Origin of the sequence: Streptosporangium heterodermiicola, from assembly GCF_051390675.1 — a bacterium.
Taxonomy (GTDB): Bacteria; Actinomycetota; Actinomycetes; order Streptosporangiales; family Streptosporangiaceae; genus Streptosporangium.
On record NZ_JBPJSR010000005.1, the window covers coordinates 141,891 to 166,732 of the forward strand.

The window sequence follows — 24,842 nt, forward strand, 5'->3', positions numbered from 1 at the left end:
ACGGGTGGTTCAGCGGGGCAGGCCGGTGAGGCGGGCGCGGTGGGCGGGCCACTCGTCGTCGAGGATGCCGAAATAGGCGGTGTCGCGCCAGGTGCCGTCGGCGCGGCGGCGCTGGCGGCGCAGGGTGCCCTCGGCGACGCCGCCGATGCGCCTGATCGCCTCCTGCGAGCGGACGTTCAGGCTGTCGGTCTTGAGCTGGACCCGGTTCACGCCCAGCTTGTCGAAGGCGTGGTCGATCAGCAGGACCTTGCACCCGGTGTTCACCGCGGAGCGCCACACGGACCTGCCGTACCAGGTCCAGCCGATCTCGATGCTGTCGGCGTATCCGGGGGTGTCGATGTAGGTGGTCCAGCCGACCGCGCGGCCGGTTCCCCTCAGGATCACCGCGAACGGCACGTGGTCCGGCGCCTCGGCCAGCCGTACCGCGATCTCCGCCAGCTCGGCCTCGGTGCGCGGGGTCGGGGCGGGCATCCAGCGCCACACCTCGTCGTCGTCGCCACCGGCCAGGAACAGGTCGGGGACGTGGTCGCCGGTCAGCGGCTCCAGCCGTACGGTCTCGCCTTCGAGGGTGACGGGAGCGGGCATCTTCGCGGTCATGGAGACGACCCTAGAGCCCCCGGTGGACCTGTCCGAAGGTCCACTCAGGGGGTGTTCCCGGGAACCACTCGGCGCTCGAACTGCGCGAGCCTGCGTTCCGCCGCGGAATCCTCGATCAGCCGGGTGAGACGCTTCTCCCTCGTCCCGGGCCGTTTCGCGGTGGTCACCCAGTGCAGCGCGGTTCTGCGGTAGCCGGGCGGCTGGCTCTGGAACCACTCCCACGCCGCCGTCTCCGCCTGGAAGCGGCGCTCCTGCTCCTCGTCCAGCGCGGCGTCCTCGCCCCGCTCGTGTGAGTAGATCACCGAGTTCTCCTCGGTCCGCTGCTCGAAGGCGAGCAGGCCCGCGGGGAGCATCAGGCCGCGCTCGGTCAGTTCGGCGACCTTGGCGATGTTGACCGCGCTCCACGTGCTGCGCGCCTTGCGCGGCGTGAAGCGGACGCTGTAGCTCTCGGCGTCGACGGTCCTGCGGACGCCGTCGATCCAGCCGAAGCACAGGGCCTGCTCGACGGACTGGGGCCAGGTGACGCTCGGGCGGCCGGTGCCCTTCTTGTGGAACCCCACCAGCAGCTCCGCCTCGGTCTCGTGGTGCGCCTCCAGCCAGGCGCGGAACTCCTCGGGGGTGGCGAAGAAGACGGGGTCCATGAGGTCGAGCATAGGGGGCGTGTCGACAGGCATACCGTCCGGTCGGTACCCTCACGGGAGACCGTGAGGAGGGCCCATGGATTTCGCGTTCGACGCCGAGACCGAGGAGCTGCGGGAACGGCTGCTCGGCTTCATGGACGAGTGTGTGTACCCGGCGGAGGAGGCCTTCGAGGCCCAGGCCGCCGAGAGCGGGTGGGCCGTTCCACCGCTGATGGAGGATCTCAAGGAGGAGGCGCGCAGGCGGGGCCTGTGGAACCTCTTCCTGCCGGGCGAGCACGGCGCGGGCCTGACCAACCTGCGGTACGCGCCGCTGGCCGAGATCATGGGCCGCTCGCCCAGGATCGCCCCGACCGCGACCAACTGCGCCGCCCCCGACACCGGCAACATGGAGGTCCTCTCCATGTTCGGCAGCGAGTGGCAGCGCAAGGAGTGGCTGGAGCCGCTGCTGCGCGGCGAGATCCGGTCGGCGTTCGCGATGACCGAGCCCGACACCGCGTCCTCGGACGCCACGAACATCGCGCTCTCGATCGTCAGGGACGGCTCCGAGTACGTCGTCAACGGCCGCAAGTGGTTCGCCTCCGGCGCGATGAACCCCAACTGCCGGATCCTCATCGTGATGGGCAAGACCGACCCCGAGGCGTCCTCGCACCGGCAGCAGTCGATGATCCTGATACCGCGCGACACGCCCGGCATGCACGTCAAGCGGGGCATGCACGTCTTCGGCTACTCCGACTCCGACCACGGCGGGCACGCCGAGATCGTGTTCGAGGACGTCAGGGTGCCGGTCGGCAACCTGATCGGCGAGGAGGGCGGCGGCTTCGCGATCGCCCAGGCCCGCCTCGGGCCCGGCCGCATCCACCACTGCATGCGGCTGATCGGGATGGCCGAGCGGGCCGTCGAGATGATGTGCGTCCGGACCCTGTCGCGGAACGCGTTCGGCAAGCCGATCGCCCAGCAGGGCGTCGTCCAGGACTGGATCGCCGAGTCGCGGGTGAGGATCGAGCAACTCCGCCTGCTCGTGCTGAAGACCGCCTGGCTGATGGACACCGTGGGCAACCGGGGTGCCCACGCCGAGATCCAGGCCATCAAGATCGCCACCCCGCGCGACGTGGAGTGGATCCTGGACAAGGCGATCCAGTCCCACGGCGCCGGAGGCGTCAGCCAGGACTTCCCGCTGGCCGGCCTCTGGGCGGGGGCGCGCTCGCTGCGGCTCGCCGACGGTCCCGACGAGGTCCACAAGCGCTCCCTGGCCTACCGGGAGCTCAAAAAACACATGTGAGCCCGCGCTCGCCCATCGTCTCGGGGGCGAGCGAGGCCGGGGCGCTCCGGAGGCGCGGGCCGGCGACGGCCGACTGGCGGCCGACGAGGCTTGACGGAGGTCGGCGAAGGCCGGCACGGGTCGATGGAGATCGACGAAGATCGACGAAGGGAGCGTTCGTGGCGCTGGACGAGAAGGCGGTCAGGGAGCGCGCTGCCGCGTTCCTGGCCGGGCACGACCCCGCCGGGGACCGGCTGGAGTTCCTGCGGGCCAGGTTCGACGCCGGGCTGGCCTGGGTGCACTTCCCCGAGGGGCTCGGCGGGCTCGGCGCGGCGCGCGAGCTGCAGAACGTCGTGGAGCGCGAGCTGGAGGGGACGCCGCAGCTCAACCTCGGGGTGCAGACGATCGGGCTGGGGATGGCGGCGCCCACGATCCTGACGTTCGGCACCGACGAGCAGCGGAGGCGGTTCCTGCGCCCGCTGTGGACGGGCGAGGAGATCTGGTGCCAGCTCTTCAGCGAGCCCGGCGCCGGTTCCGACCTGGCCACGCTCGGCACCCGCGCGGTCAGGGACGGCGACGAGTGGGTGGTGGACGGGCAGAAGGTCTGGACCTCCGGCGCCCACCACTCCCGCTGGGCGATCCTGGTCGCCAGGACCGACGCGGACGTGCCCAAGCACCGTGGGCTCACCTACTTCGTGTGCGACATGCACGCCCCCGGGGTCGAGGTCAGGCCGCTGCGGCAGATCACCGGCGAGGCCGAGTTCAACGAGGTCTTCCTCACCGGCGTACGGCTCGGTGACGACCTGCGGCTGGGGGAGGTCGGCGACGGCTGGCGGGTCGCGCAGACCACGCTCATGAACGAGCGGGTCGCCATCGGCGGCGCGCCGGTCCGGCGGGGCGGCGGCGTGGTCGGCCTGGTCGCCGACACCTGGCGCTCCCGGCCCGAGTCGCGCACCCACGACCTGCACCAGCGCCTGCTGCGCCTGTGGGTGGAGGCCGAGGTGACCCGCCTGGCCGGTACGCGCCTGCGCGAGCAGCTCTCCGCCGGGCAGCCGGGACCCGAGGGTTCCGGTATGAAGCTCGCCTTCGCCGACCTCAACCAGGCCCTGTCCGGGCTGGACGTGGAACTGCGCGGGGAGGAGGGCCTGGTCTACGACGACTGGACCTTCCGCCGCTCCGACAGCGTCGACTTCTTCGGCCGGGGCCCCGGATACCGCTACCTCCGCGCCAAGGGCAACTCCATCGAGGGCGGCACCTCAGAGATCCTGCGCAACATCATCGCCGAGCGCGTGCTCGGCCTCCCCTCGGAACCCCGCGTCGACAAGGACGTGCCCTGGAAGGACCTTCCGCGATGACACGGAGTGAACCCGACGCAGTGAGCGGAGTGGGTCGCGAGGGACGAGCGGGCCGCGTAGCGAATGAGGAGTGGTGAGTGAGTGATGGCGGAGGGTGAACCCGACGCGGTGAGCGGAGTGGGTCGCGAGGGACGAGCGGGCCGCGTAGCGAATGAGGAGTGGTGAGCGACCGATGACACTGCTGTATACCGAGGTCGAGGAGGAGCTCAGGGCCTCTGTGCGGGATCTTCTCGCGGATCGTTGCGGGGCCGCCGCCGTGTTGAGGCGTGCCGAGTCCGAGGCGCCGTACGACATGGATCTGTGGAAGACGTTGTCCCGGGACATCGGGGTGGCGGGTCTGCTGGTGCCGGAGGAGTACGGCGGGGCGGGGGCGTCGGCGCGGGAGGTCGCGGTGGTGCTGGAGGAGCTGGGGCGGGCGGTGGCGCCGCTGCCGTTCCTCACCAGCTCGGTGCTCGCCACGAAGGCCCTGCTGCAGGCCGGTGAGGAGGACCTGATCCAGGAGCTCGCCTCGGGGGAGACGACGGCGGCGCTCGCGGTGTCGCTGGCGGCCTCGCCGTACCGGCCGTTGCCGGAGACCGTCACCGTCACGGACGGGGTCCTGAACGGGGAGATCCGGGCGGTGGCCGGCGCGGACGTGGCGGACGTGCTGCTGGTGCCCGTCGGGACGGCGCTCCACCGGGTGGAGGCGGCGGCTGTCCGGATCGACGTGGTGCCGTCGCTCGACCTGACGCGGCCGGTCGCCACCGTCACGTTCTCGGACACACCCGGTGAGGCGATCGGCGAGCTCGACGTGCGGAGGGTGCTGAACTTCGGCGCGGGCCTGCTCGCCTCCGAGCAGCTCGGGGTCGCCGAGTGGTGCCTGGGCACGACGCTCTCCTACATCAAGGAGCGCCACCAGTTCGCCCGGCCGGTCGGCTCCTTCCAGGCGATCAAGCACCGGATGGCCGACCTCTGGCTGGACGTGGTGCGGGCCCGTGCCGCCGCGAGGAACGCGGCCGGCCTGCTGGCCGCGGACGTGGGCACGGGCGCGGGCGCGTCCGGCGCGGGGGAGGCGGCCGGTGATCGCGAGCTGGCGGCGGCGGTGGCCGCGTCGTGGTGCTCGGAGGTGGCGGTGCACGTCGCCGAGGAGAGCGTCCAGCTGCACGGAGGGATCGGGATGACCTGGGAGCACCCCGTGCACCTCTATCTCAAGCGCGCCAAGTCCACCGAGATCGCGCTCGGCACCCCCGGCGCCCACCGGGAGGCCGTGGAGGCCCTCGCGGACCTGCCAGGTCCCGCCTGACGCCTGCCCCCTTGACCCCCTGGCCTCCTGACCGTGTGCCGACACGATGACCCCCGGTCCCGGGCCGGGGGTCACGCGGGGGGTGCAGGCCGGTCAGGTCGCAGCGAGGTGAGCAGCAGGTCGGCGAAGTGCGCCCCCAGCTCGGGGCCGGAGAGCGCGCCCTCCGCGCTGTACCAGGTGCCCAGGTGGTGGACGGAGCCGAAGAAGAAGTCGACGACGATGTCCGCGGGGACGTCGCTCCTGAAGGTGCCCTCGCGCTGCCCCTCGGTGACCAGGTCGCGGAAGCGCTCGTGGTAGTTGCGCCGCTCGGCGCGGACGACCTTGCGGGTGTCGGGCGCGAGCAGGTGCATCGAGCGGAAGAAGATCTTGGAGTCGTCCAGGTTCTCCACCGTGGTCGTCACGACGTCCGCGGCGGCGGAGTGCAGGCGGGTGGCCACCGGTCCCGGGCCGTCGGCGAAGTGGGTGAGCCGCTCCATCTGCAGGCGCAGCACGCGCCCGTAGATCTCGTGGAGCAGGTCATCTTTGGAGTCGAAATAGTGGTACATGGCGCCCTTGGTGACGCCCGCCGCCGAGACGACCTCCTGCACTGACGTACTCTCGAAGCCTCGCTCGGCGAACAGGCGGGTGGCCTCACTGAGCAGGCGTTGCCGTACCGGCTCCTGGTCCTGAGTCATGCGTCCCCCATGGTGTGGTGAGGGAAAGCATACCGACTGGTCGGTTGCACCGCTGGCGGCTGGCGAATACGTGTTACTTGCGTCACCTTCGCGGTCCGGAGATAGCTGGGGCCCCCGATTGGGTATTTCATAGTCCGAGGATCTTCAGCGTGGCAGGTCCCCCCACCCTTCCTTGCCGACCGTTCTAGCCATGGGGGTTCCGCTATGCCGGGCGGATCTATCTACGTGACACCAGTCGACCAGGTCCACGGCCTGTCGCCGCAGGTCATGTACGAGCAGTTCTGGATCAAGGAAGTCGTCCAGCGCAGGAAGATGCGCGCGGTCAAGGCGGTGGTCGGCCTGGCGGTGGGCGTCGCTCTCGCCTACCGGTTCGACCTGTCCCCGCCGATCCTCGGGCTGCTGTGCGGCCTGCTCGTCGCCGGTGGGGACGCGTTCCTGAGCTGGCGGGAGTACGACTCCACCGCCGTCTGGCGCGGCAGGCGCCGGGGCGAGACCATCACCGGCAAGCTGCTCCGCCGCAAGCTCCGCAAGGACGGCTACCACATCCTCGAAGGCCGGGCCATGCCGGGCAAGGCGTCGGTCGACCACCTCGTCATCGGTCCCGGCGGCGTCTGGGTGGTCGACAACGAGGCGTGGGACCCCGACACCGAGATCGCCCGGTACGGCGACCGGTTGTTCCTGGGCGAGAAGTACGGCACGAAGGTGGCCAAGGCGCTCGTCGAGGTCTCCGAGTCGCTCGCCGAGGTGCTCTCCCGCGAGTCGGGCATCCCCGTCACCATCGAGCCGCTGATCGCCGTGCACGGCGGGGTGATCAGGCGGTCGGTGACCGCGGAGGGGCTCACCCTCCTCAAGCCCCGCCTGGTCGCGCGCTGGATCCAGAAGGGCCCCCGGGCCGACTTCGACGACGCCCAGGTCGAGGTCCTCGCCAGGACCGCCGCCCGGGTGCTGCGCCGCATGAGCTGACCGCGCCCGCCGCCCTGTTTTTCAGACGAGTTCCTCGATGAAGGCCGCCAGCTGCGCGGCGTTCCGGCACTCGTACATCGGCACGATCCCGCCGTACGCCGTCGCGAGCGAGTCGCCGCTGTCCCACTGGGCGGTCGGCTCCGGGTTGAGCCAGTAGGCGTGCCGGGCGCCGGAGGCCAGGCGCCTCAGTGTCTCCAGCGCGGGCGGCTGGTAGTTGGACCGGGCGTCGCCCAGGATGAGCAGGGACGTCCTCGGCCCGATGGCGTCGCCGTAGCGTTCGACGAACCCCTCCAGCGCGTGGCCGTAGTCGGTCCGGCCGAACCGCACCATGTCGGCCTCCCTCGTCAGCCGGGTCATCGCCTCCACCACGTCGGCGCCCGGCACGAAGAACCGGGTGATCTCGTCCACGGTGTCCACGAACCCGAACGCGCGGACCTTGGTGAACTGCTCGCGCAGCGCGTACGTCAGCAGCAGGGTGAAGTGCGCGAAGGAGGCGACCGAGTCGCTGGTGTCGCACAGGACGACCAGCTCGGGCTTGTGCGGGCGGCGCGGCCTGTCGAAGGTGGTGAGCGGCACCCCGCCGCTGGACAGCGAGGCCCGTACGGTCCTGCGGAAGTCCAGGCGGCCACGGTGGCCGAGCCGGTGCTTGACGGTGAGCCGGGCCGCGAGGCGGCGGGCGAGCGGGTGGACCTCCCGGCGGAGCCTGGCCAGGTCGGCCTTGGTGATCCGCAGGAAGTCGAGCTGCTCCAGCGGCGGGCGTACCGCGGACCGGGCGATCCGCTCGATCCCGGAGTCCTCGGCGATCCGGCGGCGCACGTCGCCGGAGACGGCGTCCTCGAAGCGCCTGGTGTTCTCGCCGATCCGCTGCCGGGCGACCTTCTCGGCCAGCCCGCCGCGCTCCCGGCCCGCGAGGACCTCGGCGAGCAGCCGCGCCATGAGCGTCTCGGGGGAGAGCGTCCGCATCACCGGGTAGGAGAACCAGTTCTGCCTGCCGGGGCCCGCGGGCTGGCGGCCGAAGCGCTCCACCATCGCCCGCGCGAACTCGTTCATCCCCTCGGCGCCCAGCAGCAGCCCGGCCAGCCGGTCGCGCAGCTCGGCTACCTCGGCGGTCTCCAGGTCCAGCTGCTCCTGCTCCTGTTCGGCCGGGCGCGACGCCCGCAGGCCGGTCGTCGTGGCGGGGAACCACAGGTCGAACAGCGTGTCGAAGCCCGGCCGGTGCGAGGGCCGCTTGACCAGCGTCGCGGCGTACGCGGCCCGCAGCGACTCCCGCTCGGTCAGGTCGATCACCGCCAGCGCCCTGGCCGCGTCCAGGCCCTCGGCCGGCGACACCGGCAGCCCGGCGTCGCGCAGCGCGTGCACGAACCCCACATGCCGGTCGAGCAGGCTCATCCCCGGCCTCCCGCCCAGCCCGGAAAGCCGGTCGCGGTGTTCTTCGCGGTGCCGTTCGCGGTGTTCTTCGCGGTGTTCTTCGCAGGGCCGGCCGGGGAGCCGCTCGGGAGGCCGGTCACAGGGCCAGTTCCTTGCGGGCACGCGTCTGGTCGGAGGCGTGCTTGAGGACGACGCCGAGGGTGGCTCCGATCGCCGCCTCGTCCAGCTCGGTCCTGCCCAGCGCCAGCAGGGTGTTCGCCCAGTCGATCGTCTCGGCGATCGAGGGCGACTTCTTCAGCTCCAGGGTGCGCAGGGTGGCGACCGTGCGGGCGAGCTGCTCGGCCAGGCTCGCCTCGATCGCGGGCACCTGCGCCAGCACGATGTCGCGCTCGCGCTCCGGCGTCGGATACTCCAGGTGCAGGTAGAGGCAGCGCCGCTTCAGCGCCTCGGAGAGCTCGCGGGTCGCGTTGGAGGTGAGCACCACGTACGGCTTCCGCACGGCGGCGATCGTGCCGAGCTCGGGGATCGTGACCTGGTAGTCGGACAGGATCTCCAGCAGCAGCCCCTCCACCTCGACGTCGGCCTTGTCGATCTCGTCGATCAGCAGGACCACCGGCGTCTCCGACCGGATCGCCGCGAGCAGCGGCCGCTCCAGCAGGAACTCCTCGGTGAAGATGTCGTCGTGCGTGGCGTCCCAGTCCTCGCCCTGCCCGGCCTGGATGCGCAGCAGCTGCTTCTTGTAGTTCCACTCGTACAGCGCCCTGGCCTCGTCCAGTCCCTCGTAGCACTGCAGCCTGACCAGCCGGGCCCCGGTCGTCGCCGCCACGGCCTTGGCGAGCTGGGTCTTGCCCACCCCCGCGGGGCCCTCGGCGAGGAGTGGTTTGCCGAGCGCTCCCGCCAGGAAGACCGAGGTCGAGATGGAGTCGTCGGGGAGGTAGTCGACGGCGTCGAGCCGCTCGCCGGCGTCGCTCGGTGAGGCGAACCACATATGTGCTCCCAGTACAGGACCGAATGTTGTTCTAGCTTAGCCGGTGATCCTCCCCGCCTCGCGGCCGCCGTCGCCCGGTGATCGTCTCCGCTCCGCGGTCGCCCTCGACCGGCGGCCGCCGCCGATTTCGGGGCGCCACCCGATGTGCGCTATCCTTCAAGGGCTTCAAGCGCCGCTAGCTCAGTTGGTTAGAGCAGCTGACTCTTAATCAGCGGGTCCGGGGTTCGAGTCCCTGGCGGCGCACACCACATCCGAACAGCGCATCCCCTGTGATCACAGGGGATGCGCTGTTCGCGTTTGAGATGTTCGGTTTGCTGTCATCTGTTCCCGATGTCGGCTCTAAGGCCGCCGTTCCGGCGCAAACGATCATCCCGGCACCACAGCGACCGGGATCATGTCATGATCCCCACGAAGTTCTCGTCGGCCAGCGACTGAACCGCGCCGGGATTGCTGGAGGCTTCATCGGTTGGAAAGGATGAAGCTCATGTCAGGTCGATCTGGTTCGTCGCACCCCGCCCAGCGTCGGTATCCGCTGGAGTCGAAAGAGCGGGCGGTGCGTATGGTGCAGGAGGCCACCGCGCAGTCCGGGGAGTCGTTCGGCGTCATCACTCGCGTTGCTCGGCAGTTGGGCATTGGGTCGGAGTCGCTGCGCAACTGGGTCAAGCAGGCCGAGATCGACGGCGGTCAGCGACCCGGGACCAGCACCGATGAGGCCAAGCGGATCGCCGAGTTGGAGCGGGAGGTCCGCGAGCTGCGCCGCGCCAACGAGATCCTCAAGGCGGCGTCGGCTTTTTTCGCCAGAGAACTCGACCCTCGACCGCCCAGATGAACGCCTTCATCGACGCTCACCGCGCCCAGTTCGGTGTCGAGCCGATCTGCCGGGTCCTGCAGAGCGCTGCCTCGACGTACTACGCAGCCCGCACCCGGCCGCCGTCTGCGCGAGCAGTACGCGATGACCGGCTCAAGACAGAGATCACCCGCATCTACCAGGACAACTACTCCTGCTACGGCGCCCGCAAGATCCATAGGCAGCTGCGTCGCGAAGGGCATGCGCTCGCCCGGTGCACAATCCAGCGACTGATGGGCGAGTTGGGCATCGTCGGGCTGGTCCGCGGGAAAGTCCGGCGAACCACCATCGCCGGCGACCAGGCCGATCGGCCGGCCGATCTCGTCGACCGCACCTTCTGCGCGCCGTCGCCGAACCGGCTCTGGGTCGCCGATCTGACCTATATCCGCACCTGGTCGGGCTGGGTGTATGCGGCGTTCGTCATCGACGTGTACTTTCGTATGGTCGTGGGCTGGCAGATCGCCACCCATCTGCGCACCGACCTGGCCCTGGACGCTTTGGAGATGGCCATCTGGCGTCGCAATCGCGGCCAGTGCGCGGATCTGTCCGGGCTGGTTCATCACTCCGACCGCGGGGTGCGATATTTGTCGATCCGCTACAGCGAGCGCCTGGCCGACACCGGAGCGGTCGCTTCAGTGGGCAGCCGCGGCGACTCCTATGACAACGCCTCGGCCGAGTCCTTCAACGGCCTGTTCAAAGCCGAGCTGGTCCGCCGCTACGGCCCCTGGAAAAACATGGACGACGTCGAGTTGGCGACGCTGGAACACCTCGACTGGTTCAACCACCGCCGCCTGCACACCGCCTGCGGCAACATCCCGCCCGCAGAGTACGAAGCGACCCACTACCGTCACCGACAAGCCGCACTCACCGCAGCAGAAACCAAGTAGCCAAGTCTCCACGAAACTCGGCGCGGTTCAGGCGTCCCCGGCGCGGCCCTGCTGGAGCAGCGCATCCGGCACGCCGCCACCGCCGCGTGAAAGGATCGTGTCCATGCCCACGCCCGGCACCGCTCTGCCCCCCGCGCTCGAAGCACACACCCTCCTCGTCGCCGCCGTCATCGTCCACGACCAGACGCGGCAACGAGTCCTCCTCATACAACGAGCGGCCGGAGCGAAGTTCGCCCCCAACCACTGGGACCTCCCCGTCGGCAAGGCGAGCAAGGGCGAAGTGATCACGCAGACCGCGGTCCGCGAGCTGAAAGAGGAGACCGGACTGGTCGTGGACCCCGCCGACCTCCGAGTAGCCGGTCTCATCCACTGCTCCTGGGGTGTCGAGGCACCGAACGGCTTCGTCACCGTTGTCTTCGTCACCGGCACCTGGAGCGGCACCCCGATCAACGCCGAACCTCGCAAACACGCGCGCGTCGCCTGGCACCCGGCAGACCGGATACCCCAGGCATTCGTGTCCACCACCCGCGCCGCGCTGATCAACTACCTGATAGGCGGCCCCGTGGTGACCACCGAGGGATTCTGACTCCAAGGCCTGATGGTCGAGTGGGTTCCGATCGTCCTGAGGTCAACGCTGGACATAAACCAATCTAAAAGGTAGGAATAGTATGAAAATCTCGCGCATCTTGAGGAGCAGCCATGGCAGCCAAAGTGATCGACGTGGCCGCGTACGTCCAGGAATGGCAGGACTGGCACCACGGGCACGAGAGGGTGCTGGCCGATCCCCACGGGTTCCTCGCCGTCACGAACCTGCACTGGCTGACGTCCGAACCGCAGCGACTGCCGGATGCTCCAGGGGAGTGGTCGACCGGCGGCGAGGGCGTCGTGGTGACCCTCGGCGACGCGGAGGAACTGGTCGTGGACGGCACGCCCGTGCGTGGCCGGTACGTGTTCGGCCACATCCCCGAACGGGGCTCGATCAATACCACCTGGAGTGAAGCGGTGATCGAGGTGGCCAAGCGGGGCGGGCATGAGATCGTCAGGCCTAGACACCCGGACCACCCGCTGCGTGTCGCGTTCGCCGGTACTCCGGTGTTCCCGCCGGACCCGCGATGGTTGGTCGTCGGCCGCTACCTGCCGTTCGACGAGCCCCGGCCGACGGAGGTCGGGGCGGCGGTGGAAGGGCTGAGGCACGTCTACGACGCGCCAGGGCGGGTCGAGTTCGAACTCGACGGGCGGACGCTGAGCCTGACGGTGTTCAACGGCCACGCGCCGGGCAGCCTGATCGCCCTGTTCACCGACGCGACCTCCGGCGTGACCACCTACGCCGCCAACCGCGTCCTGCAACTCGGGGTGCCTGACGCCGACAACCAGGTGACCGTGGATTTCAACCGGGCCACGAACCTGCCGTGCGCCTACACCGACCTCGCCACCTGCCCGCTGCCGCCGGCGGAGAACCGACTGCCGGTCGCGATCGAGGCAGGCGAGAAGATCCCCTACGAGCGCGGCTGACGTCCGGACGAGCGTGCCCGTGGCCCCACGCGCGTCACCTCTCGCGGGCTTCAGGCGCCGCCGGCTCAGTTCCCGGCTCCCCCTCCGAGGACGCGATCGTCACGCCGAGGGGGGCCGACCCAAGACGCTCGCCCGTCCCTCGACGTGCCGCTCTTCTGGGCCGTCAGTCGACGAGCAGGTGGTCGAGGTAGCCCCGGACGTTGCGGCGGGTCTCGGGGACGGAGTCGCCGGCGAACTTCTCCGCGACCGCGTCCGCCAGGACCAGCGCGACCATCGCCTCGGCCACGATCCCGGCCGCCGGGACCGCGCACACGTCCGACCGCTGGTGGTGGGCCCGCGCGGGGGCGCCGGTGGTGACGTCCACGGTGGCCAGGGCCCGGGGCACGGTCGCGATCGGCTTCATCGCCGCCCGCACCCGCAGCGGTTCGCCGGTGCTCAGGCCGCCCTCGGTCCCGCCGGAACGCCCCGAGGCCCGCCTGACGCCCTCGTCCGTCGGCACGATCTCGTCGTGCGCCCTCGACCCCGGCGTACGGGCCAGCGCGAAGCCGTCGCCGAGCTCGACGCCCTTGATCGCCTGGATGCCCATCAGGGCGCACGCCAGCCGCGCGTCGAGACGCCTGTCCCAGTGCACGTGGGAGCCGAGTCCCACGGGAACCCCGTAGGCGAGGACCTCGACCACGCCGCCGAGCGTGTCACCGTCCCGGTGGGCCCGGTCGATCTCTGCGACCATCGCCTTGCTCGCGTACGCGTCCAGGCAGCGCACCGGGTCGGCGTCCAGTCTCCCGGTGTCCTCGGGGGTGGGGAGGACCCCTTCGGGGGCCCTGGCGGAGGCCAGTTCCACGACGTGCGAGACGAGCTCGATCCCGGCCGTCTCCCGCAGGTAGGAGCGGGCCACCGTGCCCAGCGCGACCCGCGCCGCGGTCTCCCGCGCGCTCGCCCGCTCCAGGATCGGCCTGGCCTCGTCGAAGCCGTACTTCTGCATGCCCGCCAGGTCCGCGTGGCCGGGCCGGGGCCGGGTCAGGGGGGCGTTGCGCGCCAGCCCGTCCAGCACCTCGGGGGCGACCGGGTCGGCCGCCATGACCTGCTCCCACCTGGCCCACTCGGTGTTGCCCACCACGATCGCGACCGGCGAGCCCAGGGTCAGCCCGTGCCGTACGCCGCCGAGGATGGTCACCTCGTCCCGCTCGAACCTCATCCGCGCGCCCCGGCCGTACCCCAGCCGCCGCCTGGCGAGCGCGTCCGCCAGCATGCCGGTGGTGACCGGCACGCCCGCGGGCAGACCCTCCAGGGTCGCCACCAGGGCGGGTCCGTGGGATTCCCCCGCGGTCAGCCAGCGCAACCTGCTCATCGGGCCGCTCCCACACCGAGATCGCGGCTGAAGTCGCGGGCGCCGTGCAGCCAGGCGACCTTGTCGTGCAGGTCGTCCACGGTGAGGGAGGACAGCATCTCGTTCCGCTCCCGCGCCTCGGCGCCCGCCGGGTGGTAGAGCCGCGTCCCCATCTCGCGGGCCACCAGCTGGGTCCTGGCCGTGCGCTCGCGCCGTTCGGCGTTGTACTTCTCCAGGCGCCGCGGGATCGCGTCCTCGTCCCAGCCGAGCAGCCTGCCGATCACCACCGCGTCCTCAAGGGCCATGCACGCGCCCTGGGCGGCGTACTGCAGCATCGGGTGCGCGGCGTCGCCGAGCAGGGCGACCCGCCCGTCGGTCCAGCGGTCGACCGGGTCGCGGTCGCACAGCACCCAGGTCCTCCACTCCTCGCCCAGTTCCAGGAGGTCGCGGGCGGTGTCGCCCAGGCCGGGGAACTCGCCCAGCACGTGGGACCTGTCCGCGGGATCGCCGGTCACCTCCTCGCGGGCGTCGTCGTCCCGGGTGGCGGCCAGGTTCAGGAACCTGCCGCCGCCGATCGGGTAGTGGACGAAGTGCCACTTCGGGCCCGCCCAGAGGGTGACGGTGTTCCAGCGCAGCTCCTCGGGGACGTTCTCCATGGGGATGACCGAGCGGTAGATGGTGTGCCCGGAGATCCGGGGCCCGCCGTCGCCGACGAGCTGCCGGCGGACGGCCGAGCGGATGCCGTCGGCCCCGATGAGGGCGGCGCCGGTGAACCGGTCTCCCGCGTCCGTGACGGCGGTGACATCGGCCGGGCCCTGCTCGTACCGGGTGACCTGCCGGCCGCCGAGCAGCTCGATGTCGCCGGACGCGCGGCAGGCGTCGAGCAGCGGCTGGTACAGGTCGCCCCGGTGGACCACCGCGTACGGGTTGCCGAACCGCCCCCGGTAGGCGCCGGTCAGCGGCATGCTGGCCACCCGCTCGCCCGTCGTGCCGTCCATGAGACGCAGCTCGTCGATGAAGACCGCCCGGTCGCGTACGGCCTCGCCGACCCCGAGGCGGTCGAGCGCGTGGAAGGCGTTCGGCCCCAGCTGGATGCCCGCGCCCAGTTCGGCGAACGTGGCCTGGCGTTCCAGCACGATCACCCGGTGTCCCCGGTCGGCGACGCTCAGCGCGGCCGCGAGGCCGCCGATGCCACCACCGGCGATGAGAATCTTCGCCATGTCCTCGTCATCCCTCCAGGGCCAGGCCACGGCCCGCCAGTTCGGCGATGTCGAAGATGCCCTCGGTGGTGGCCTCCACCTCGAAGACGGAGCGCTGGACGGGCGGGAATCCGATCAGTTCGGCGGCCCTGGCCGGCAGCGGAGCCGCCGCGGCCTCCGCCGACTCCCAGAGCAGCACGGCGCCCCAGCGCTCGCTCCTCCGGTCGGAGATCCAGAACTTCAGGCGCAGCCCGGGAATCGCGGCGAACCGGTCCACCGCCTCGTCGCGCAGGAACGCGCGGAGCGATTCGACGGTCTGGTCCGAGTCACGCAGATCCCACCAGACGACCGCGGCCTGCATACGCTTGACACCTCCGGCATTTGATTTCCTGTGCCGTTGCCGCCGGTGACGTCCTTTCCGCGAACGCCGCGAATTCGTCCTCCGGGTGTACGGCCATTCTCTTGGCTACCGTCTTTTACGGTAGGTTCCCGGCCGGGGCGGTACAACGGGCCGGTGATAAGACATTCTTCTCGGGATGCGAACAAGAAACAGCGGTCGCCGGAAAGATTGGCGGCATGAATGTTCGGACGACGGCCAGGGCCAGGTGGGGGACTGGAAGGGGGGATTTCAGGAACCGCGGTGCGAAGGGACGTGACTTTCGCGAAGGGTGATGTGAAGGCCATGGGATGAAAGGTCGCGGCGCGAAAAGGTCCCGGCACGAAGGACCGGCCCCGGTGTTCACCGGGGCCGGTCCGTTCGCTGGCTTCGATCCGTTCGCTGGGTTCGGTCCGTTTACTGGGTTCGGTCCGTTCGCTGGGTTCGGTTCGTTTGTCGGGGGCGTTCCCGGGAGACGCGCGAATGGGGACGGGCGATCCGCGGAACGGGCGATCAGCTCTTCCTCGCCTCCCCGACGGTGTGGGCCATCCGCTCGATGCTGGCGTCGTCGAACAGGTCGTCGATGTCGACGTCCACGTCGAAGACCTCGCGGATCCGCTCGGTCAGGCGGGCGGCGCGCAGGGAGTCCCCGCCCAGCTCGAAGAAGTTGTCGAGGATGCCGATGCCTTCGAGTTCCAGCGTCTTCGCCCAGATCCGCTGGAGGGACCGCTCGATGTCGTCGCGCGGCTCCTGGTAGGGGCTGCCGACCTCGGGGCGGGACCGGGGCGGCTCGGGGAGCGCGGTCCGGTCGATCTTGCCGTTCGTCGTCGTCGGGAGACCGCCGATGACGTACGCCGCGGGCACCATGAACGAGGGAAGCGTCTGCCGCAGCGCCGCCCGGACGTCCCGCACCTCGGGGACGGGGCCGGAACCCGGCTCGATGTAGGCCACCAGCTGGACGTCTCCCTGGCCGTCCTTCTTGGCCAGGACCGCCGCCTGGCCGACGCCCGGCTGGTCGGCCAGGACGGCCTCGATCTCGCCGAGGTGCACCCGGTTGCCACGGACCTTGATCTGGTTGTCGGTACGGCCGACGATCTCGATGCTCCCGTCGGTCCAGTAGCGGGCCACGTCACCCGTCCGGTACAGCACCGGGTGGCGGACCGGGTCCATCGGGTTGGCGAGCCACTTCTCCGCGGTGGCCTCGGGCCGGCCCAGGTATCCCTCGGACAGGCTCTCACCGGCCACGAAGATCTCGCCGACGACTCCCGGCGGCAGGACTTCGAGGTTCTCGCCGAGCACGTACGCCTTGACGTTGGGCGTGGGCCGTCCGATCGGCGGCAGGCGGTGGGCGCGTCCCTCCTCGCCGAGGTCCTCGCCGAGCTGGGTGATGTCGCACGTGGCCACCACCGTCGCCTCCGCGGAGCCGTACAGGTTGAACACGTGGAAGGGCAGGTCGGCGGAGGGCCACGACTGCACGCGCTCGCCGCAGATCCTGATGTTGACCAGCTCGGTCTCGGCGGGCCAGTGGAGCGTCCACAGCCGTTCGGCCATGGCCTTCATGAGCAGGGTGTGGGTGATCCGCTCGGAGACGAGCCAGTCGCGCAGCCACTCGGGCGACGTCACGACCGACGGCTCGGGGATGTGGACCGTGGTGCCCGCGGCGAGGACCGAGAAGCACTCGACCTCCACCATGCCGTAGCCGGGCGCCGCCAGCCACGTCCCGCGGGACTTCTCGGTGATGCCGCAGATCACCCGCATGCTGTAGATGAGGTTGCGGGCCGCGCCGTGCGGCACCATGACGGCCTTGGGCACCCCGGTGGAGCCGGAGGTGTAGCAGATGTGGATGAGGTCCCCGGCCTCCACCCGCTCGCTGACCGGGGTGGCGGGCTCGGCACGCCAGTCCGCGTCGTCGAGCGAGAGCACCGGGCAGATCCCGGACACCTTGGGCTCGTGGGCCTTCATGGTGAGCACCACCACGGCCGAGGCGTCCTCGATCATGAAGCGGACGCGGTCGTCGGGGAACTCGGGGTCGAGCAGGATCGCCGCCGCCGCCGTCTTGAAGCAGGCGAGCTGCGCGATCAGGCTCTCCGCGCCGCGCGGGAAGCAGACCCCGACCCGGTCGCGGGGGCGTACCCCTGTCGCGGCGAGCCGGTGGGCGAGCTGGTTGGCCTGGTCGTCGAGCTCGCGGAAGGTCAGCCGGCCGCCGGGCCAGGCCACCGCGACCACGTCGGGCGTCCGGCGCGCGATGTCGGCGACGACCTCGTGGAAGAAGAGGTCGGGTACGGGCTCGTCGGTCTGGTTCCAGCCGACCAGGATGCGCCGCGACTCCTCCTCGGTGAGCAGGGGGACGTCCCGCAGCGCGACGGCCGGGTCGGCCGCCAGGGCGTCGAGGACCCGCCCCAGGTGCAGCGCGTACTGCGCGGCGGCGTCCGCGTCGAACTCCGCCCGGGACATCACGAGCTCGAAGTCGCCCTCGTCCCCGGTGAACACGGTCAGCGCGGCACGCGGACCGGGCTCACCGCCGTTCGTGGAGACGACGGCGTGACAGGCCTCGCCGGTGGACGGCTCCGCCCGCGTGGCGGCGATCCCGGCCAGCAGGTCCGCGGCGGTCGTGTCCCCCGACACCCGGAGCCGGATGTTCTCAGCGGCCCCCTGCCCCGCCCGCCGTCCGATCAGCAGGCCGGTCTCCCCGGTGTAGCGGTGGAGCAGGCCGGCCAGGGCCGCCACCGCGAACGTCTCCCGCCGCGGAACGGCCTTCTCGGGTACGGGGATGGAGTGCCGGTGCGGCGCTCCGGTCCGGTCGTCACCGGCGGGACGGGCGAGGGGAAGCGACGAGTTGGTCGTTTCCATGGGAATCGTTCCTCTCGTTATGGCGTGGGACAGGGGGCTCAGGCGAGGGCCGGCAGTGTGGCGACGGCGGGGAGAGGGGCCTCGGCCAGCAGGGGAGTGTCCTCGGCACCGGCCCGCCGGAGGGAGCGCCCGGTCTCGACGGCCTCGGCGAGCTCCTCGATCATCCGGGTGGTCTGCTCCCAGTCCACGCAGGCGTCGGTCACGCTCTGCCCGTACGCGAGGCGCTCCGTCCTTCCCAGGACCAGGTCCTGCCGGCCGGCGGCCAGGAAGCTCTCCAGCATGATCCCGGCGATGCCGGTCTCCCCGCCGGCGATCCGCTGCGCGATGTCCGCGGCGACGTGGGGCTGCCGCTCGTGGTCCTTGCCGCTGTTGCCGTGGCTGGCGTCGATGAAGAGGCGCCGCGGCAGTTCCGCGCTGCCCAGCAGTTCGAGGGCGTCCGCCACGTCGGAGGGCCCGTAGTTCGGGGCCTCGCTGCCGCCGCGCAGGACGACGTGACACTCGGGGTTCCCGCTGGTGGCGACGATCGAGGCGACGCCCTCGTCGTCGATGCCCGGGAACACGTGCCCCTCGGAGGCCGCGACGATGGCGTCGACCGCGTCCTCCACGTGGCCGCTCGTCGCGTTCTTGATGCCGACGGGCATGCTGAGCCCGCTGGTGAGCTGCCGGTGCACCTGGCTCTGGACGGTGCGGGCACCGATCGATCCCCAGGACACGGCGTCGGAGAAGTAGCGGGGGGTCAGCGGGTCGAGGAACTCGCAGCCGATCGGCAGGCCGGTCTCCAGGATGTCCACCATCAGGCTTCTCGCCAGGCGCAGCCCGCTGTTGAGGTCGTTCGAGCCGTCGAGGTGGGGATCGCTGATGAGCCCCTTCCAGCCGAGGCGGGTCCGCGGCTTCTCCAGGTAGACCCGCATGACGACCACGAGCGAGTCGGACACCCGCCGCGCGAGGTCGGACAGCCGCTCGGCGTAGGCCAGGGCGGCGCCGGGGTCGTGGATGGAGCACGGGCCGGCGACCACGACGAGCCGGTCGTTCTCGCCGTTCAGCACCTGGGCGACCTCGTACCGGCCGTTGAGCACGGTCTCCGCGGCGGCGGGCGACATCGGGATCTCCTCCCGCAGCGCGGCGGGGGCGAGGAGCGGCTCGACCGGGGTGACCCGGGAGTCGAGAGAGGGAGTGGGGGACACGTCGGGAGTCTGGGTGACGGTCATGACGGGGTTCCTTCCTGTGCGGTCCTGCGAAGTCCTGCGAAGTCCTGTGGAGTCCTGTGGAGTGGTCAGGCGCCGCGCGCCTCGAGAACGGCCGCGGAGAACGTGAATCCCATGCCGGTGCCGATGAGGAGCACCCGGGCTCCCGGCTCCAGGAGGTCCTCCTTCAACAGGTGGTCCAGGCCGTAGAGCTGGTCGGCGGGGCCGAGATGGCCGATCGTCAGCCCGAGCTCGGCCAGGGTGTCGCCGGGAATGGCGTCCAACGGACGCACGAAGCTCTCCTTGAACAGGACCCGGCCGACGAACGGCGTGACGAGCCAGTCGATCTCGTCCATGGACAGGCCGGCGTCGGACAGCGCCCGGGAGACGACGCCGGCGGTCCCGGCCGCCGACCTGGCGCGGACGTCGCGCAGCGACAGCTCGCCGCGGGTCAGGAACTCCCGGGTCCTGCGCCTCATGTCGGGCTGCGGCTCGGGAGCGGTACGGAACGGCTCGTCGCCGCGCGAGAGGCCTTCGAGGGCCGTGTCGGTCTCCGAGGCGCAGGACAGCAGCCGCAGCCGGCCGTCGCCGCGGGTGACCACCGCCGACGCGGCACCGTCACCGAAGACCATGCCGGGGGAGAGGTACCAGCGGTCGGTGGGAGGGGCGAACCGGTCCGCGACCGTGATGAGGGCGGAGGGGAGCTCGGGGCGTCCCGACAGCATGCCCGCCGCGATCTCCAGGCAGGCGAGGGAGCCGTTCGACGCCGCCGAGACGGTCATCGGCATCCCGGCCAGGTGTGTGCCCAGCAGTTCCCCGCCGATCCAGCAGGCCGCGGGCCACATGTCGATGCCCTGGAAGTGGCTGTGGCTGTGCAGGTAGAGCGTGTCGGGGCCGACCTCCGTGCCGAGGGCGGCGGCCTCCTTGATCGCCTGCCGTCCCGCGGTCACGGCCATCTCGGGGGGAGCCTCCGTGGACTGGGAGACGGAGACCATCCCGGTGCTCTCCGCGACCTCGGCCGAGTACGAGCCGTCCTCGACGGCCCGGCCTATCGGCACCAGGTCGCCGAGCGTGCCGCCCGTGCCGGAGATCCAGATGTCATCGAATCGCATGGCTGAATGTCCTTTCCGTGCCGGAGGTGCCGGAGGTGTCCGAGGTGCCGGAAGTGTCTGAGGTGCCGGAGAAGCCGGAGGCCTCGGGGACGTCCCACAGGTACTCGCCGCCCGCGGTGACGTGGATCGGCCCGCAGATCCCGTCGAGGATCCGCCGGACGCTGCGGAGCAGCACCCGTCCGACGGCCGTGTCGATCGCGCCCGCCAGGTGCGGGACGCTCGTGGAGTAGTCCACCTGGTAGGTGACCTCGCAGCCCTCGGCGAGGTCCTCGGTCGTCCAGGAGCCCCTGAAGTCGTGGAAGTCGCCGGTGACCTGCTCGAACTCGATCCGGTACGGCTGCGCGCCGACCAGGTCGCGGCTGTGCTGGACCCACTCGGCCGTGCCGTCGCGGAAGGCGAGGACCCACTGGCGGAGCCCGCCGCCGATGTCCTCGACGGAGAGGATGTCCGGGGCGCACGCCGGGAACGCCCGGTCGTCGCCGAGCTGCTCGATCAGGTCCTCGGCCGAGCACCACACGGTGGCCTTGAAAGTACGAGATGTCATGTCGTTCACTCCGTATCGGTCGCCGGGCGGACGATGCTGACGCCCTGCAGGTGTGAGGCGCGCAGCATGAGGTAGTTCGCCTCCCCGAAGGCGCCGCCGGTCAGGCCGGTCCCGCCGTGGGTGGGAAGGAACGGCAGGAAGCCGGCGTGCGAGTCGTTGATCTTGAGCTGGCCGCCGCCGGTGGCCCCCTCGGCGAACCGGTCGATCACCGAGGGGTCGGTGGCCCAGAAGGAGTTGCGCAGGCCGTACGCGTTGCCGTTCACGAACGCGATGAACCTCTCCAGCAGGTCGTCGTCCGTGCCGCCCGCCTCGGGGACGATGACCGGCAGGAGGGGGAAGAACGTCTCGTCGCGTACCACCCACAGCGACCTGGAGTCGCGGAGCCCGTCGACCCGCAGGATCGTCGGCTCCACGAAGAAGCCGGTCTCCGACGGGGAGCCGTCCACCTCCAGGCGGCGGCCGCCGTGGACGAGCGTCGCGCCCCGCCCGAGCGCCTGGGCGACGCAGGCGTGGAACGCGTCGACCATCAGGACCGGGGTGAGCACGACGCCGCGCTCCTCGGGGTACCCGGGCTGGATCTTCTGCACGGCCACGGTCAGCCGCTCGACGAGCTCGTCGGCGATCGCGGGGTGGGCGATCACCTGGTTGGGCACGTTGCAGATCTGGCCCGACTGCGTGAAGAACTGCGTGAGGCTCTCCACCGCGACGTCCAGGTCCGCGTCGCGCCAGACCACGAAGCAGTCGTTGCCCGCGAGTTCCAGGATGGGCTTCTTCCCGGCCGCGACGCAGTCGCGCTCCAGTGCCAGCCCCTTCTCGCTGCCGCCGATGTAGACGATGTCGTCGACGTGCTCGCTGGCCAGCCAGGCGTCGAGCATCGGGGGCCCGCAGAGCGCGTTGAGCGTGCCGGGGGGCGCGCCCGCCTCTTCGAGCACCGGCGCCACGATCTCCCGCATCGTGTACATGACCGCGAGCGGGATCCCGCGCGGCGCCCGCACCACCACGGCGTTGCCGGCGAGGAGGGCGGTGATGCCGAACAGGGCGTTGGCGACCGCGGCGTTCTGCGGCGGGTTGACGCAGACGACCCCGTCGGGGACGCGCCGCAGGATCATCTCGCGCTCGCCGTCGTACCGGTCGAAGCGCATCTGCGCGGCGCACCATTCGAGGGTCTCCCGGCTCCAGCCGGTGAGGGGGATCCCGTCGACCATGCCCTCGGCGAGGGAGCGGGGCTGTCCTTCGGCGACGAGGATCTCGACCAGCTCGTCGCGGTGCTCGGCGAGGCGTTCCGCGATGCGGTACCCGATCTCCATCCGGGTGGCGAGCGGGAAGCGGGCCCATTCGGGGGCGGCCCGGGCCGCCGATTTGAGGGCGAGCTGCACCATCTCCTCGTCGGCGACGGCACACGCTCCCGCGACGACGTCCCCGGCCGTTTCGATGTCGACGACGCCCAGGTCAAGGTCGCGCTTGAGCCTCAGGCTGGGGAAGGTGTCCTCCAGGACGGCACGCGTGGTGACCGTGTGGACGTACTTCCCGCTGTCGCCGGTGATGTCCCTGCCGCCGATATAGGCGGGATAGACCCTGGTGGTCACGTCGCTTCCCTTCGTGCTCCTCGTGCTCCGGATTTCTCTGCCGGTTTTTTCTGTTACCAGCAATTACGCTAAGACGGTAACAAGGTCGGAGCAACGGGGGTGCGATAAGACCTCCTTCTCGGGATGCGAACACGAAGCGTGGCTTACGAAGCAGGGTTCTGTTGCGGTGGAGGCCCTGTGGGGCGTCGCTGGATCACCGATGTGCACTACCGGCAAACTCGCTTCGGTAGTAACATTGTCAAAGTGAAGCGACAACCGGGAGACAGAGCCGTGGCGCCGGATCCGCTCGCGCTGGTGCAGGCATTCGTCAACAGCGTCAATGTGGAGTTCGGCCCTGACTATTTCGCCACCGCGCAGGGCCTCGCCACCTGGCTGGAACGCAACGGCCTCGGTGGCCCGCGGGTGAAACCGGACGAGCTGGATCGCCGCGACGCCGTGATCCTGAGGGAGGCGCTCCGCGCGCTCCTGCGGGAGAACAACGGCGGGCCCATCGACCCGCAGGCCCGCCGTACGGTCGAGCACGTCGCGCGCGCCTGCCCGCTCGTCGTGGGGTTCGGCGCGGAGACCGGGAGTCTCGGCCTCCGGCCCGCGCTGACCGACGTGCGCGGGGCCCTGGCCGAGGTGCTGGCGTCCGTCGCCGGCGCCGTCATCGACGGTTCCTGGCAGCGCCTCAAGGCGTGCGGCGAGCACCGATGTGAGTGGATCTTCTACGACCGGTCGCGAAACCGGGGCAGCAGGTGGTGTTCGATGTCGGTGTGCGGGACGCGGGCCAAGATGCGCGCCTACCGCCAGGCGAAACGGGCCCACAGCGCGGTCGGGTGAGACCGGCGCGACCGGGTGAGCCGGAGAGGCCGGCTGAGCCGGGAAGGGCGGACGACCGGGCCGATCAGGTGAGTCCGGGAAGACGAAGCGAGCCGGGGGAGACGGTGACCGTCTCCCCCGGCTCACGTCACCGGTCGCCTCGTCATGTCGCCGAGAACCGCGTCATCGAGGACCGCGTCGCTCAGGATCCTGTCACTGAGAACCGCGTCATCGAGGACCGCGTCGCTCAGGATCCTGTCACTGAGAACCGCGTCACCGAGGGTCGCTCACCGAGGGCCGCGGAGCTCACCGAGGACCGTGGCTCACGTCGCCGGCGATCACGGTGCGTTCTCCCGGCCGAGGAGCTTCCTCGCGACGACGAGCTTGGTGGCCGCCGCGGTGCCGTCCGCGAGCTGGAGCCCGATGACGTCCCTGAGCCGCTGCGCGACCGGCCCGTCCTCCGACCAGCCGAGGTGGCCCATGGTCAGCAGCGACTGGTGAACGGCCTCCATCGCCGCCTTCGGCGCCCACCACTTGGCCATGTTGGAGGGGATCCTCGGGTCCATGCCGTTGTCGGCGCGCCACAGCGCCTCGTACGACACCAGCCGTGCCGCGTGGAGCATGGTCGCGTGTTCGACCAGGGGGAAGGCGACTCCCTGGAACCTGCCGATGGGCCCGCCGAACGCCTCCCTGGCGCCCGCGTGGGCGACGGCCTCGTCGAGGGCGGCCTTGCCGACCCCGAGCGCCATCAGCGAGATGAGCGCCCGCGAGACGCCGAACCCGCGCATGACCGCGGCGAAGCCGAGTCCCGGCTCCCCGACCACGTCCCGGGGGCCGACGCGGACGTCGTCGAAGACGAGTTTGCCCCGCCCTCCGGACCGGCAGCCGAGGTCGGAGAGGACCTCGCGGGTCACCTTCTCCTCGTCGAGCCGGACGTAGAAGGCGGTGATGCCGTGCGCCCCCGGCTCTCCCGTACGCGCGAAGACGAGGCCGTGCGTGGCGTAGGCGGCGATCATGATGGAGGTCTTCTCGCCGTTCAGCACCCATCCGTCGCCGTCGGGCTCGGCGCGCATCTCGATGCTCGCGGCGTCGGTGCCGTGGCCGGGCTCGGTGAGGCAGAGCGCGACGATCGACTCGCCGGTGGCGATCGGCGGCAGCCAGCCCGCCAGCTGTCCCGGCGTGCCGTTCGCGGCCAGGACACCGCCGATGAGGGCGGCGTTGAGCACGGGGTAGCAGACCGACAGGTCCGCCGACGCCAGCTCCTCCAGGGCGACGCCCGCGCTCACCGCGTCGAGCCCGCGTCCCCCGTACTCCTCGGGGACCCGCAGCGAGAACAATCCCTCCTCGCCCATCTCGGCGAGGAGCCCGGCACGGTAACCGCGCCGCACGTCGCTCTCGTGGCGGTACGGGGCCACCCTGTCGGCCGCGAACTCCCGCACCCTCTTGGCGAGCGCCTGCTGTTCACTGGTGAATTCGAAGTCCATGACCTGT

Annotated in this window: 23 protein-coding genes, 1 tRNA gene and 1 other annotated feature; of the genes, 9 read left to right on the forward strand and 15 right to left on the reverse strand. The window is 70.9% G+C overall.

The genetic code is table 11. From position 1 onward, the window contains the following. Nucleotides 1-9 precede the first annotated feature (9 nt). Both ACSC1Q_RS12940 and ACSC1Q_RS12945 read right to left on the reverse strand, forming a co-directional pair. On the reverse strand, nt 10-597 hold the full coding sequence (locus ACSC1Q_RS12940) for a GNAT family N-acetyltransferase (RefSeq protein ID WP_436758923.1): 588 nt from the start codon (nt 595-597) through the stop codon (nt 10-12). Between the two features lie 44 nt (nt 598-641). Continuing rightward, entirely contained in the window at nt 642-1,238 is a 597-nt protein-coding gene (locus ACSC1Q_RS12945; protein WP_436758924.1) for a YdeI/OmpD-associated family protein, read from the reverse strand. Nucleotides 1,239-1,314: 76 nt separating this feature from the next. Here ACSC1Q_RS12945 and ACSC1Q_RS12950 point away from each other — a divergent pair, with 76 nt between their 5' ends. The 3 genes from ACSC1Q_RS12950 to ACSC1Q_RS12960 all read left to right on the forward strand — a co-directional run bounded on the left by ACSC1Q_RS12950 (nt 1,315) and on the right by ACSC1Q_RS12960 (nt 5,133). Next, nucleotides 1,315-2,517: an acyl-CoA dehydrogenase family protein gene (locus ACSC1Q_RS12950; RefSeq protein WP_436758925.1), complete on the forward strand. Its 1,203-nt coding sequence runs from the start codon at nt 1,315-1,317 to the stop codon at nt 2,515-2,517. 158 nt (nt 2,518-2,675) lie between these two features. Further along, the gene (locus tag ACSC1Q_RS12955; protein WP_436758926.1) at nt 2,676-3,851 is read left to right on the forward strand and encodes an acyl-CoA dehydrogenase family protein; all 1,176 of its coding nucleotides are present in this window, start codon (nt 2,676-2,678) and stop codon (nt 3,849-3,851) included. A gap of 172 nt (nt 3,852-4,023) precedes the next feature. Continuing rightward, on the forward strand, nt 4,024-5,133 hold the full coding sequence (locus ACSC1Q_RS12960) for an acyl-CoA dehydrogenase family protein (RefSeq protein WP_436758927.1): 1,110 nt from the start codon (nt 4,024-4,026) through the stop codon (nt 5,131-5,133). A 71-nt stretch (nt 5,134-5,204) separates the two neighbouring features. Here the strand turns inward: ACSC1Q_RS12960 and ACSC1Q_RS12965 are convergent, their stop codons facing one another. After that, the gene (locus tag ACSC1Q_RS12965; protein ID WP_344745336.1) at nt 5,205-5,807 is read right to left on the reverse strand and encodes a TetR/AcrR family transcriptional regulator; all 603 of its coding nucleotides are present in this window, start codon (nt 5,805-5,807) and stop codon (nt 5,205-5,207) included. 225 nt (nt 5,808-6,032) lie between these two features. On the opposite strand from ACSC1Q_RS12965, the gene ACSC1Q_RS12970 reads away from it, so the two are divergent. Next, complete coding sequence (locus ACSC1Q_RS12970) at nt 6,033-6,770, forward strand: nuclease-related domain-containing protein (RefSeq protein ID WP_436758928.1); 738 nt, start codon at nt 6,033-6,035, stop codon at nt 6,768-6,770. 21 nt (nt 6,771-6,791) lie between these two features. Here the strand turns inward: ACSC1Q_RS12970 and ACSC1Q_RS12975 are convergent, their stop codons facing one another. From ACSC1Q_RS12975 to ACSC1Q_RS12985, 3 genes are read right to left on the reverse strand one after another with little or no spacing between them, the layout of a single operon-like run. Beyond that, the gene (locus tag ACSC1Q_RS12975) at nt 6,792-8,159 is read right to left on the reverse strand and encodes a vWA domain-containing protein (protein ID WP_436758929.1); all 1,368 of its coding nucleotides are present in this window, start codon (nt 8,157-8,159) and stop codon (nt 6,792-6,794) included. Further along, entirely contained in the window at nt 8,156-8,278 is a 123-nt protein-coding gene (locus tag ACSC1Q_RS12980; RefSeq protein WP_436758930.1) for a hypothetical protein, read from the reverse strand. Before ACSC1Q_RS12980 ends, ACSC1Q_RS12975 begins: the two co-directional genes overlap by 4 nt. After that, a complete protein-coding gene (locus ACSC1Q_RS12985) occupies nt 8,275-9,126 on the reverse strand; it encodes an AAA family ATPase (protein ID WP_436758931.1) in 852 nt (283 codons plus the stop codon). Before ACSC1Q_RS12985 ends, ACSC1Q_RS12980 begins: the two co-directional genes overlap by 4 nt. Nucleotides 9,127-9,295: 169 nt before the next feature. Here ACSC1Q_RS12985 and ACSC1Q_RS12990 point away from each other — a divergent pair. The 4 genes from ACSC1Q_RS12990 (at nt 9,296) to ACSC1Q_RS13005 (ending at nt 12,372) form a co-directional block, all read left to right on the forward strand. Beyond that, a tRNA-Lys gene (locus ACSC1Q_RS12990) sits at nt 9,296-9,369 on the forward strand. 241 nt (nt 9,370-9,610) lie between these two features. Next, nucleotides 9,611-10,860 (forward strand): IS3 family transposase gene (locus tag ACSC1Q_RS12995; protein ID WP_436758932.1). Its coding sequence is split into 2 segments (ribosomal slippage): nt 9,611-9,920 and nt 9,920-10,860, totalling 1,251 coding nucleotides; the frame shifts between segments, so codons are not numbered across the junction. Beyond that, nucleotides 9,913-10,027, forward strand: a sequence feature (AL1L pseudoknot). (Overlaps the previous gene by 115 nt.) Before the next feature lie 103 nt (nt 10,861-10,963). Further along, on the forward strand, nt 10,964-11,446 hold the full coding sequence (locus ACSC1Q_RS13000) for an NUDIX domain-containing protein (protein WP_436758933.1): 483 nt from the start codon (nt 10,964-10,966) through the stop codon (nt 11,444-11,446). Nucleotides 11,447-11,559: 113 nt separating this feature from the next. Beyond that, the gene (locus ACSC1Q_RS13005) at nt 11,560-12,372 is read left to right on the forward strand and encodes a DUF1684 domain-containing protein (protein ID WP_436758934.1); all 813 of its coding nucleotides are present in this window, start codon (nt 11,560-11,562) and stop codon (nt 12,370-12,372) included. A 163-nt stretch (nt 12,373-12,535) separates the two neighbouring features. Here ACSC1Q_RS13005 and aroC read toward each other — a convergent pair whose 3' ends face one another. The 8 genes from aroC to ACSC1Q_RS13045 all read right to left on the reverse strand — a co-directional run bounded on the left by aroC (nt 12,536) and on the right by ACSC1Q_RS13045 (nt 22,550). Further along, nucleotides 12,536-13,720 carry a chorismate synthase gene (aroC, locus tag ACSC1Q_RS13010; RefSeq protein WP_436758935.1) on the reverse strand — a complete coding sequence of 395 codons (1,185 nt, stop codon included), beginning with the start codon at nt 13,718-13,720 and terminating at the stop codon, nt 12,536-12,538. After that, the gene (locus ACSC1Q_RS13015) at nt 13,717-14,919 is read right to left on the reverse strand and encodes a 3-hydroxybenzoate 6-monooxygenase (protein WP_436758936.1); all 1,203 of its coding nucleotides are present in this window, start codon (nt 14,917-14,919) and stop codon (nt 13,717-13,719) included. The genes aroC and ACSC1Q_RS13015 overlap by 4 nt, the downstream gene beginning before the upstream one ends. A 7-nt stretch (nt 14,920-14,926) precedes the next feature. Then, nucleotides 14,927-15,259: a hypothetical protein gene (locus ACSC1Q_RS13020; RefSeq protein ID WP_436758937.1), complete on the reverse strand. Its 333-nt coding sequence runs from the start codon at nt 15,257-15,259 to the stop codon at nt 14,927-14,929. 528 nt (nt 15,260-15,787) lie between these two features. Continuing rightward, on the reverse strand, nt 15,788-18,124 hold the full coding sequence (locus tag ACSC1Q_RS13025) for a non-ribosomal peptide synthetase (RefSeq protein ID WP_436758938.1): 2,337 nt from the start codon (nt 18,122-18,124) through the stop codon (nt 15,788-15,790). A gap of 38 nt (nt 18,125-18,162) precedes the next feature. Further along, nucleotides 18,163-19,332, reverse strand: a complete 1,170-nt coding sequence (locus ACSC1Q_RS13030) for a 3-deoxy-7-phosphoheptulonate synthase (protein ID WP_436758939.1) — start codon at nt 19,330-19,332, stop codon at nt 18,163-18,165. 65 nt (nt 19,333-19,397) lie between these two features. Further along, entirely contained in the window at nt 19,398-20,420 is a 1,023-nt protein-coding gene (locus ACSC1Q_RS13035; RefSeq protein ID WP_436758940.1) for a ketoacyl-ACP synthase III family protein, read from the reverse strand. After that, nucleotides 20,407-20,964, reverse strand: coding sequence for a type II toxin-antitoxin system RatA family toxin (locus ACSC1Q_RS13040; RefSeq protein ID WP_436758941.1), 558 nt, complete (start codon nt 20,962-20,964; stop codon nt 20,407-20,409). Before ACSC1Q_RS13040 ends, ACSC1Q_RS13035 begins: the two co-directional genes overlap by 14 nt. A gap of 5 nt (nt 20,965-20,969) precedes the next feature. Next, nucleotides 20,970-22,550 carry an aldehyde dehydrogenase family protein gene (locus ACSC1Q_RS13045; protein ID WP_436758942.1) on the reverse strand — a complete coding sequence of 527 codons (1,581 nt, stop codon included), beginning with the start codon at nt 22,548-22,550 and terminating at the stop codon, nt 20,970-20,972. 243 nt (nt 22,551-22,793) lie between these two features. Between ACSC1Q_RS13045 and ACSC1Q_RS13050 the strand changes: the two genes are divergently transcribed. After that, on the forward strand, nt 22,794-23,372 hold the full coding sequence (locus ACSC1Q_RS13050) for a CGNR zinc finger domain-containing protein (RefSeq protein WP_436758943.1): 579 nt from the start codon (nt 22,794-22,796) through the stop codon (nt 23,370-23,372). Between the two features lie 317 nt (nt 23,373-23,689). Here ACSC1Q_RS13050 and ACSC1Q_RS13055 read toward each other — a convergent pair whose 3' ends face one another. Next, nucleotides 23,690-24,835: an acyl-CoA dehydrogenase family protein gene (locus ACSC1Q_RS13055; protein ID WP_436758944.1), complete on the reverse strand. Its 1,146-nt coding sequence runs from the start codon at nt 24,833-24,835 to the stop codon at nt 23,690-23,692. Nucleotides 24,836-24,842: the final 7 nt, after the last annotated feature.

Bases quoted from the DNA above. Each gene is read 5' to 3' on its own strand.
- ACSC1Q_RS13035 (WP_436758940.1), bottom strand. From the start codon at position 20,420: ATGCGATTCGATGACATCTGGATCTCCGGCACGGGCGGCACGCTCGGC.
- ACSC1Q_RS12950 (WP_436758925.1), top strand. From the start codon at position 1,315: ATGGATTTCGCGTTCGACGCCGAGACCGAGGAGCTGCGGGAACGGCTG.
- ACSC1Q_RS12945 (WP_436758924.1), bottom strand. From the start codon at position 1,238: ATGGACCCCGTCTTCTTCGCCACCCCCGAGGAGTTCCGCGCCTGGCTG.
- ACSC1Q_RS13000 (WP_436758933.1), top strand. From the start codon at position 10,964: ATGCCCACGCCCGGCACCGCTCTGCCCCCCGCGCTCGAAGCACACACC.
- ACSC1Q_RS13015 (WP_436758936.1), bottom strand. From the start codon at position 14,919: ATGGCGAAGATTCTCATCGCCGGTGGTGGCATCGGCGGCCTCGCGGCC.
- ACSC1Q_RS12985 (WP_436758931.1), bottom strand. From the start codon at position 9,126: ATGTGGTTCGCCTCACCGAGCGACGCCGGCGAGCGGCTCGACGCCGTC.
- ACSC1Q_RS13030 (WP_436758939.1), bottom strand. From the start codon at position 19,332: ATGACCGTCACCCAGACTCCCGACGTGTCCCCCACTCCCTCTCTCGAC.
- ACSC1Q_RS13025 (WP_436758938.1), bottom strand. From the start codon at position 18,124: ATGGAAACGACCAACTCGTCGCTTCCCCTCGCCCGTCCCGCCGGTGAC.
- ACSC1Q_RS13040 (WP_436758941.1), bottom strand. From the start codon at position 20,964: ATGACATCTCGTACTTTCAAGGCCACCGTGTGGTGCTCGGCCGAGGAC.
- ACSC1Q_RS12975 (WP_436758929.1), bottom strand. From the start codon at position 8,159: ATGAGCCTGCTCGACCGGCATGTGGGGTTCGTGCACGCGCTGCGCGAC.
- ACSC1Q_RS12960 (WP_436758927.1), top strand. From the start codon at position 4,024: ATGACACTGCTGTATACCGAGGTCGAGGAGGAGCTCAGGGCCTCTGTG.
- aroC (WP_436758935.1), bottom strand. From the start codon at position 13,720: ATGAGCAGGTTGCGCTGGCTGACCGCGGGGGAATCCCACGGACCCGCC.
- ACSC1Q_RS12940 (WP_436758923.1), bottom strand. From the start codon at position 597: ATGACCGCGAAGATGCCCGCTCCCGTCACCCTCGAAGGCGAGACCGTA.
- ACSC1Q_RS12965 (WP_344745336.1), bottom strand. From the start codon at position 5,807: ATGACTCAGGACCAGGAGCCGGTACGGCAACGCCTGCTCAGTGAGGCC.
- ACSC1Q_RS13005 (WP_436758934.1), top strand. From the start codon at position 11,560: ATGGCAGCCAAAGTGATCGACGTGGCCGCGTACGTCCAGGAATGGCAG.
- ACSC1Q_RS13020 (WP_436758937.1), bottom strand. From the start codon at position 15,259: ATGCAGGCCGCGGTCGTCTGGTGGGATCTGCGTGACTCGGACCAGACC.
- ACSC1Q_RS13055 (WP_436758944.1), bottom strand. From the start codon at position 24,835: ATGGACTTCGAATTCACCAGTGAACAGCAGGCGCTCGCCAAGAGGGTG.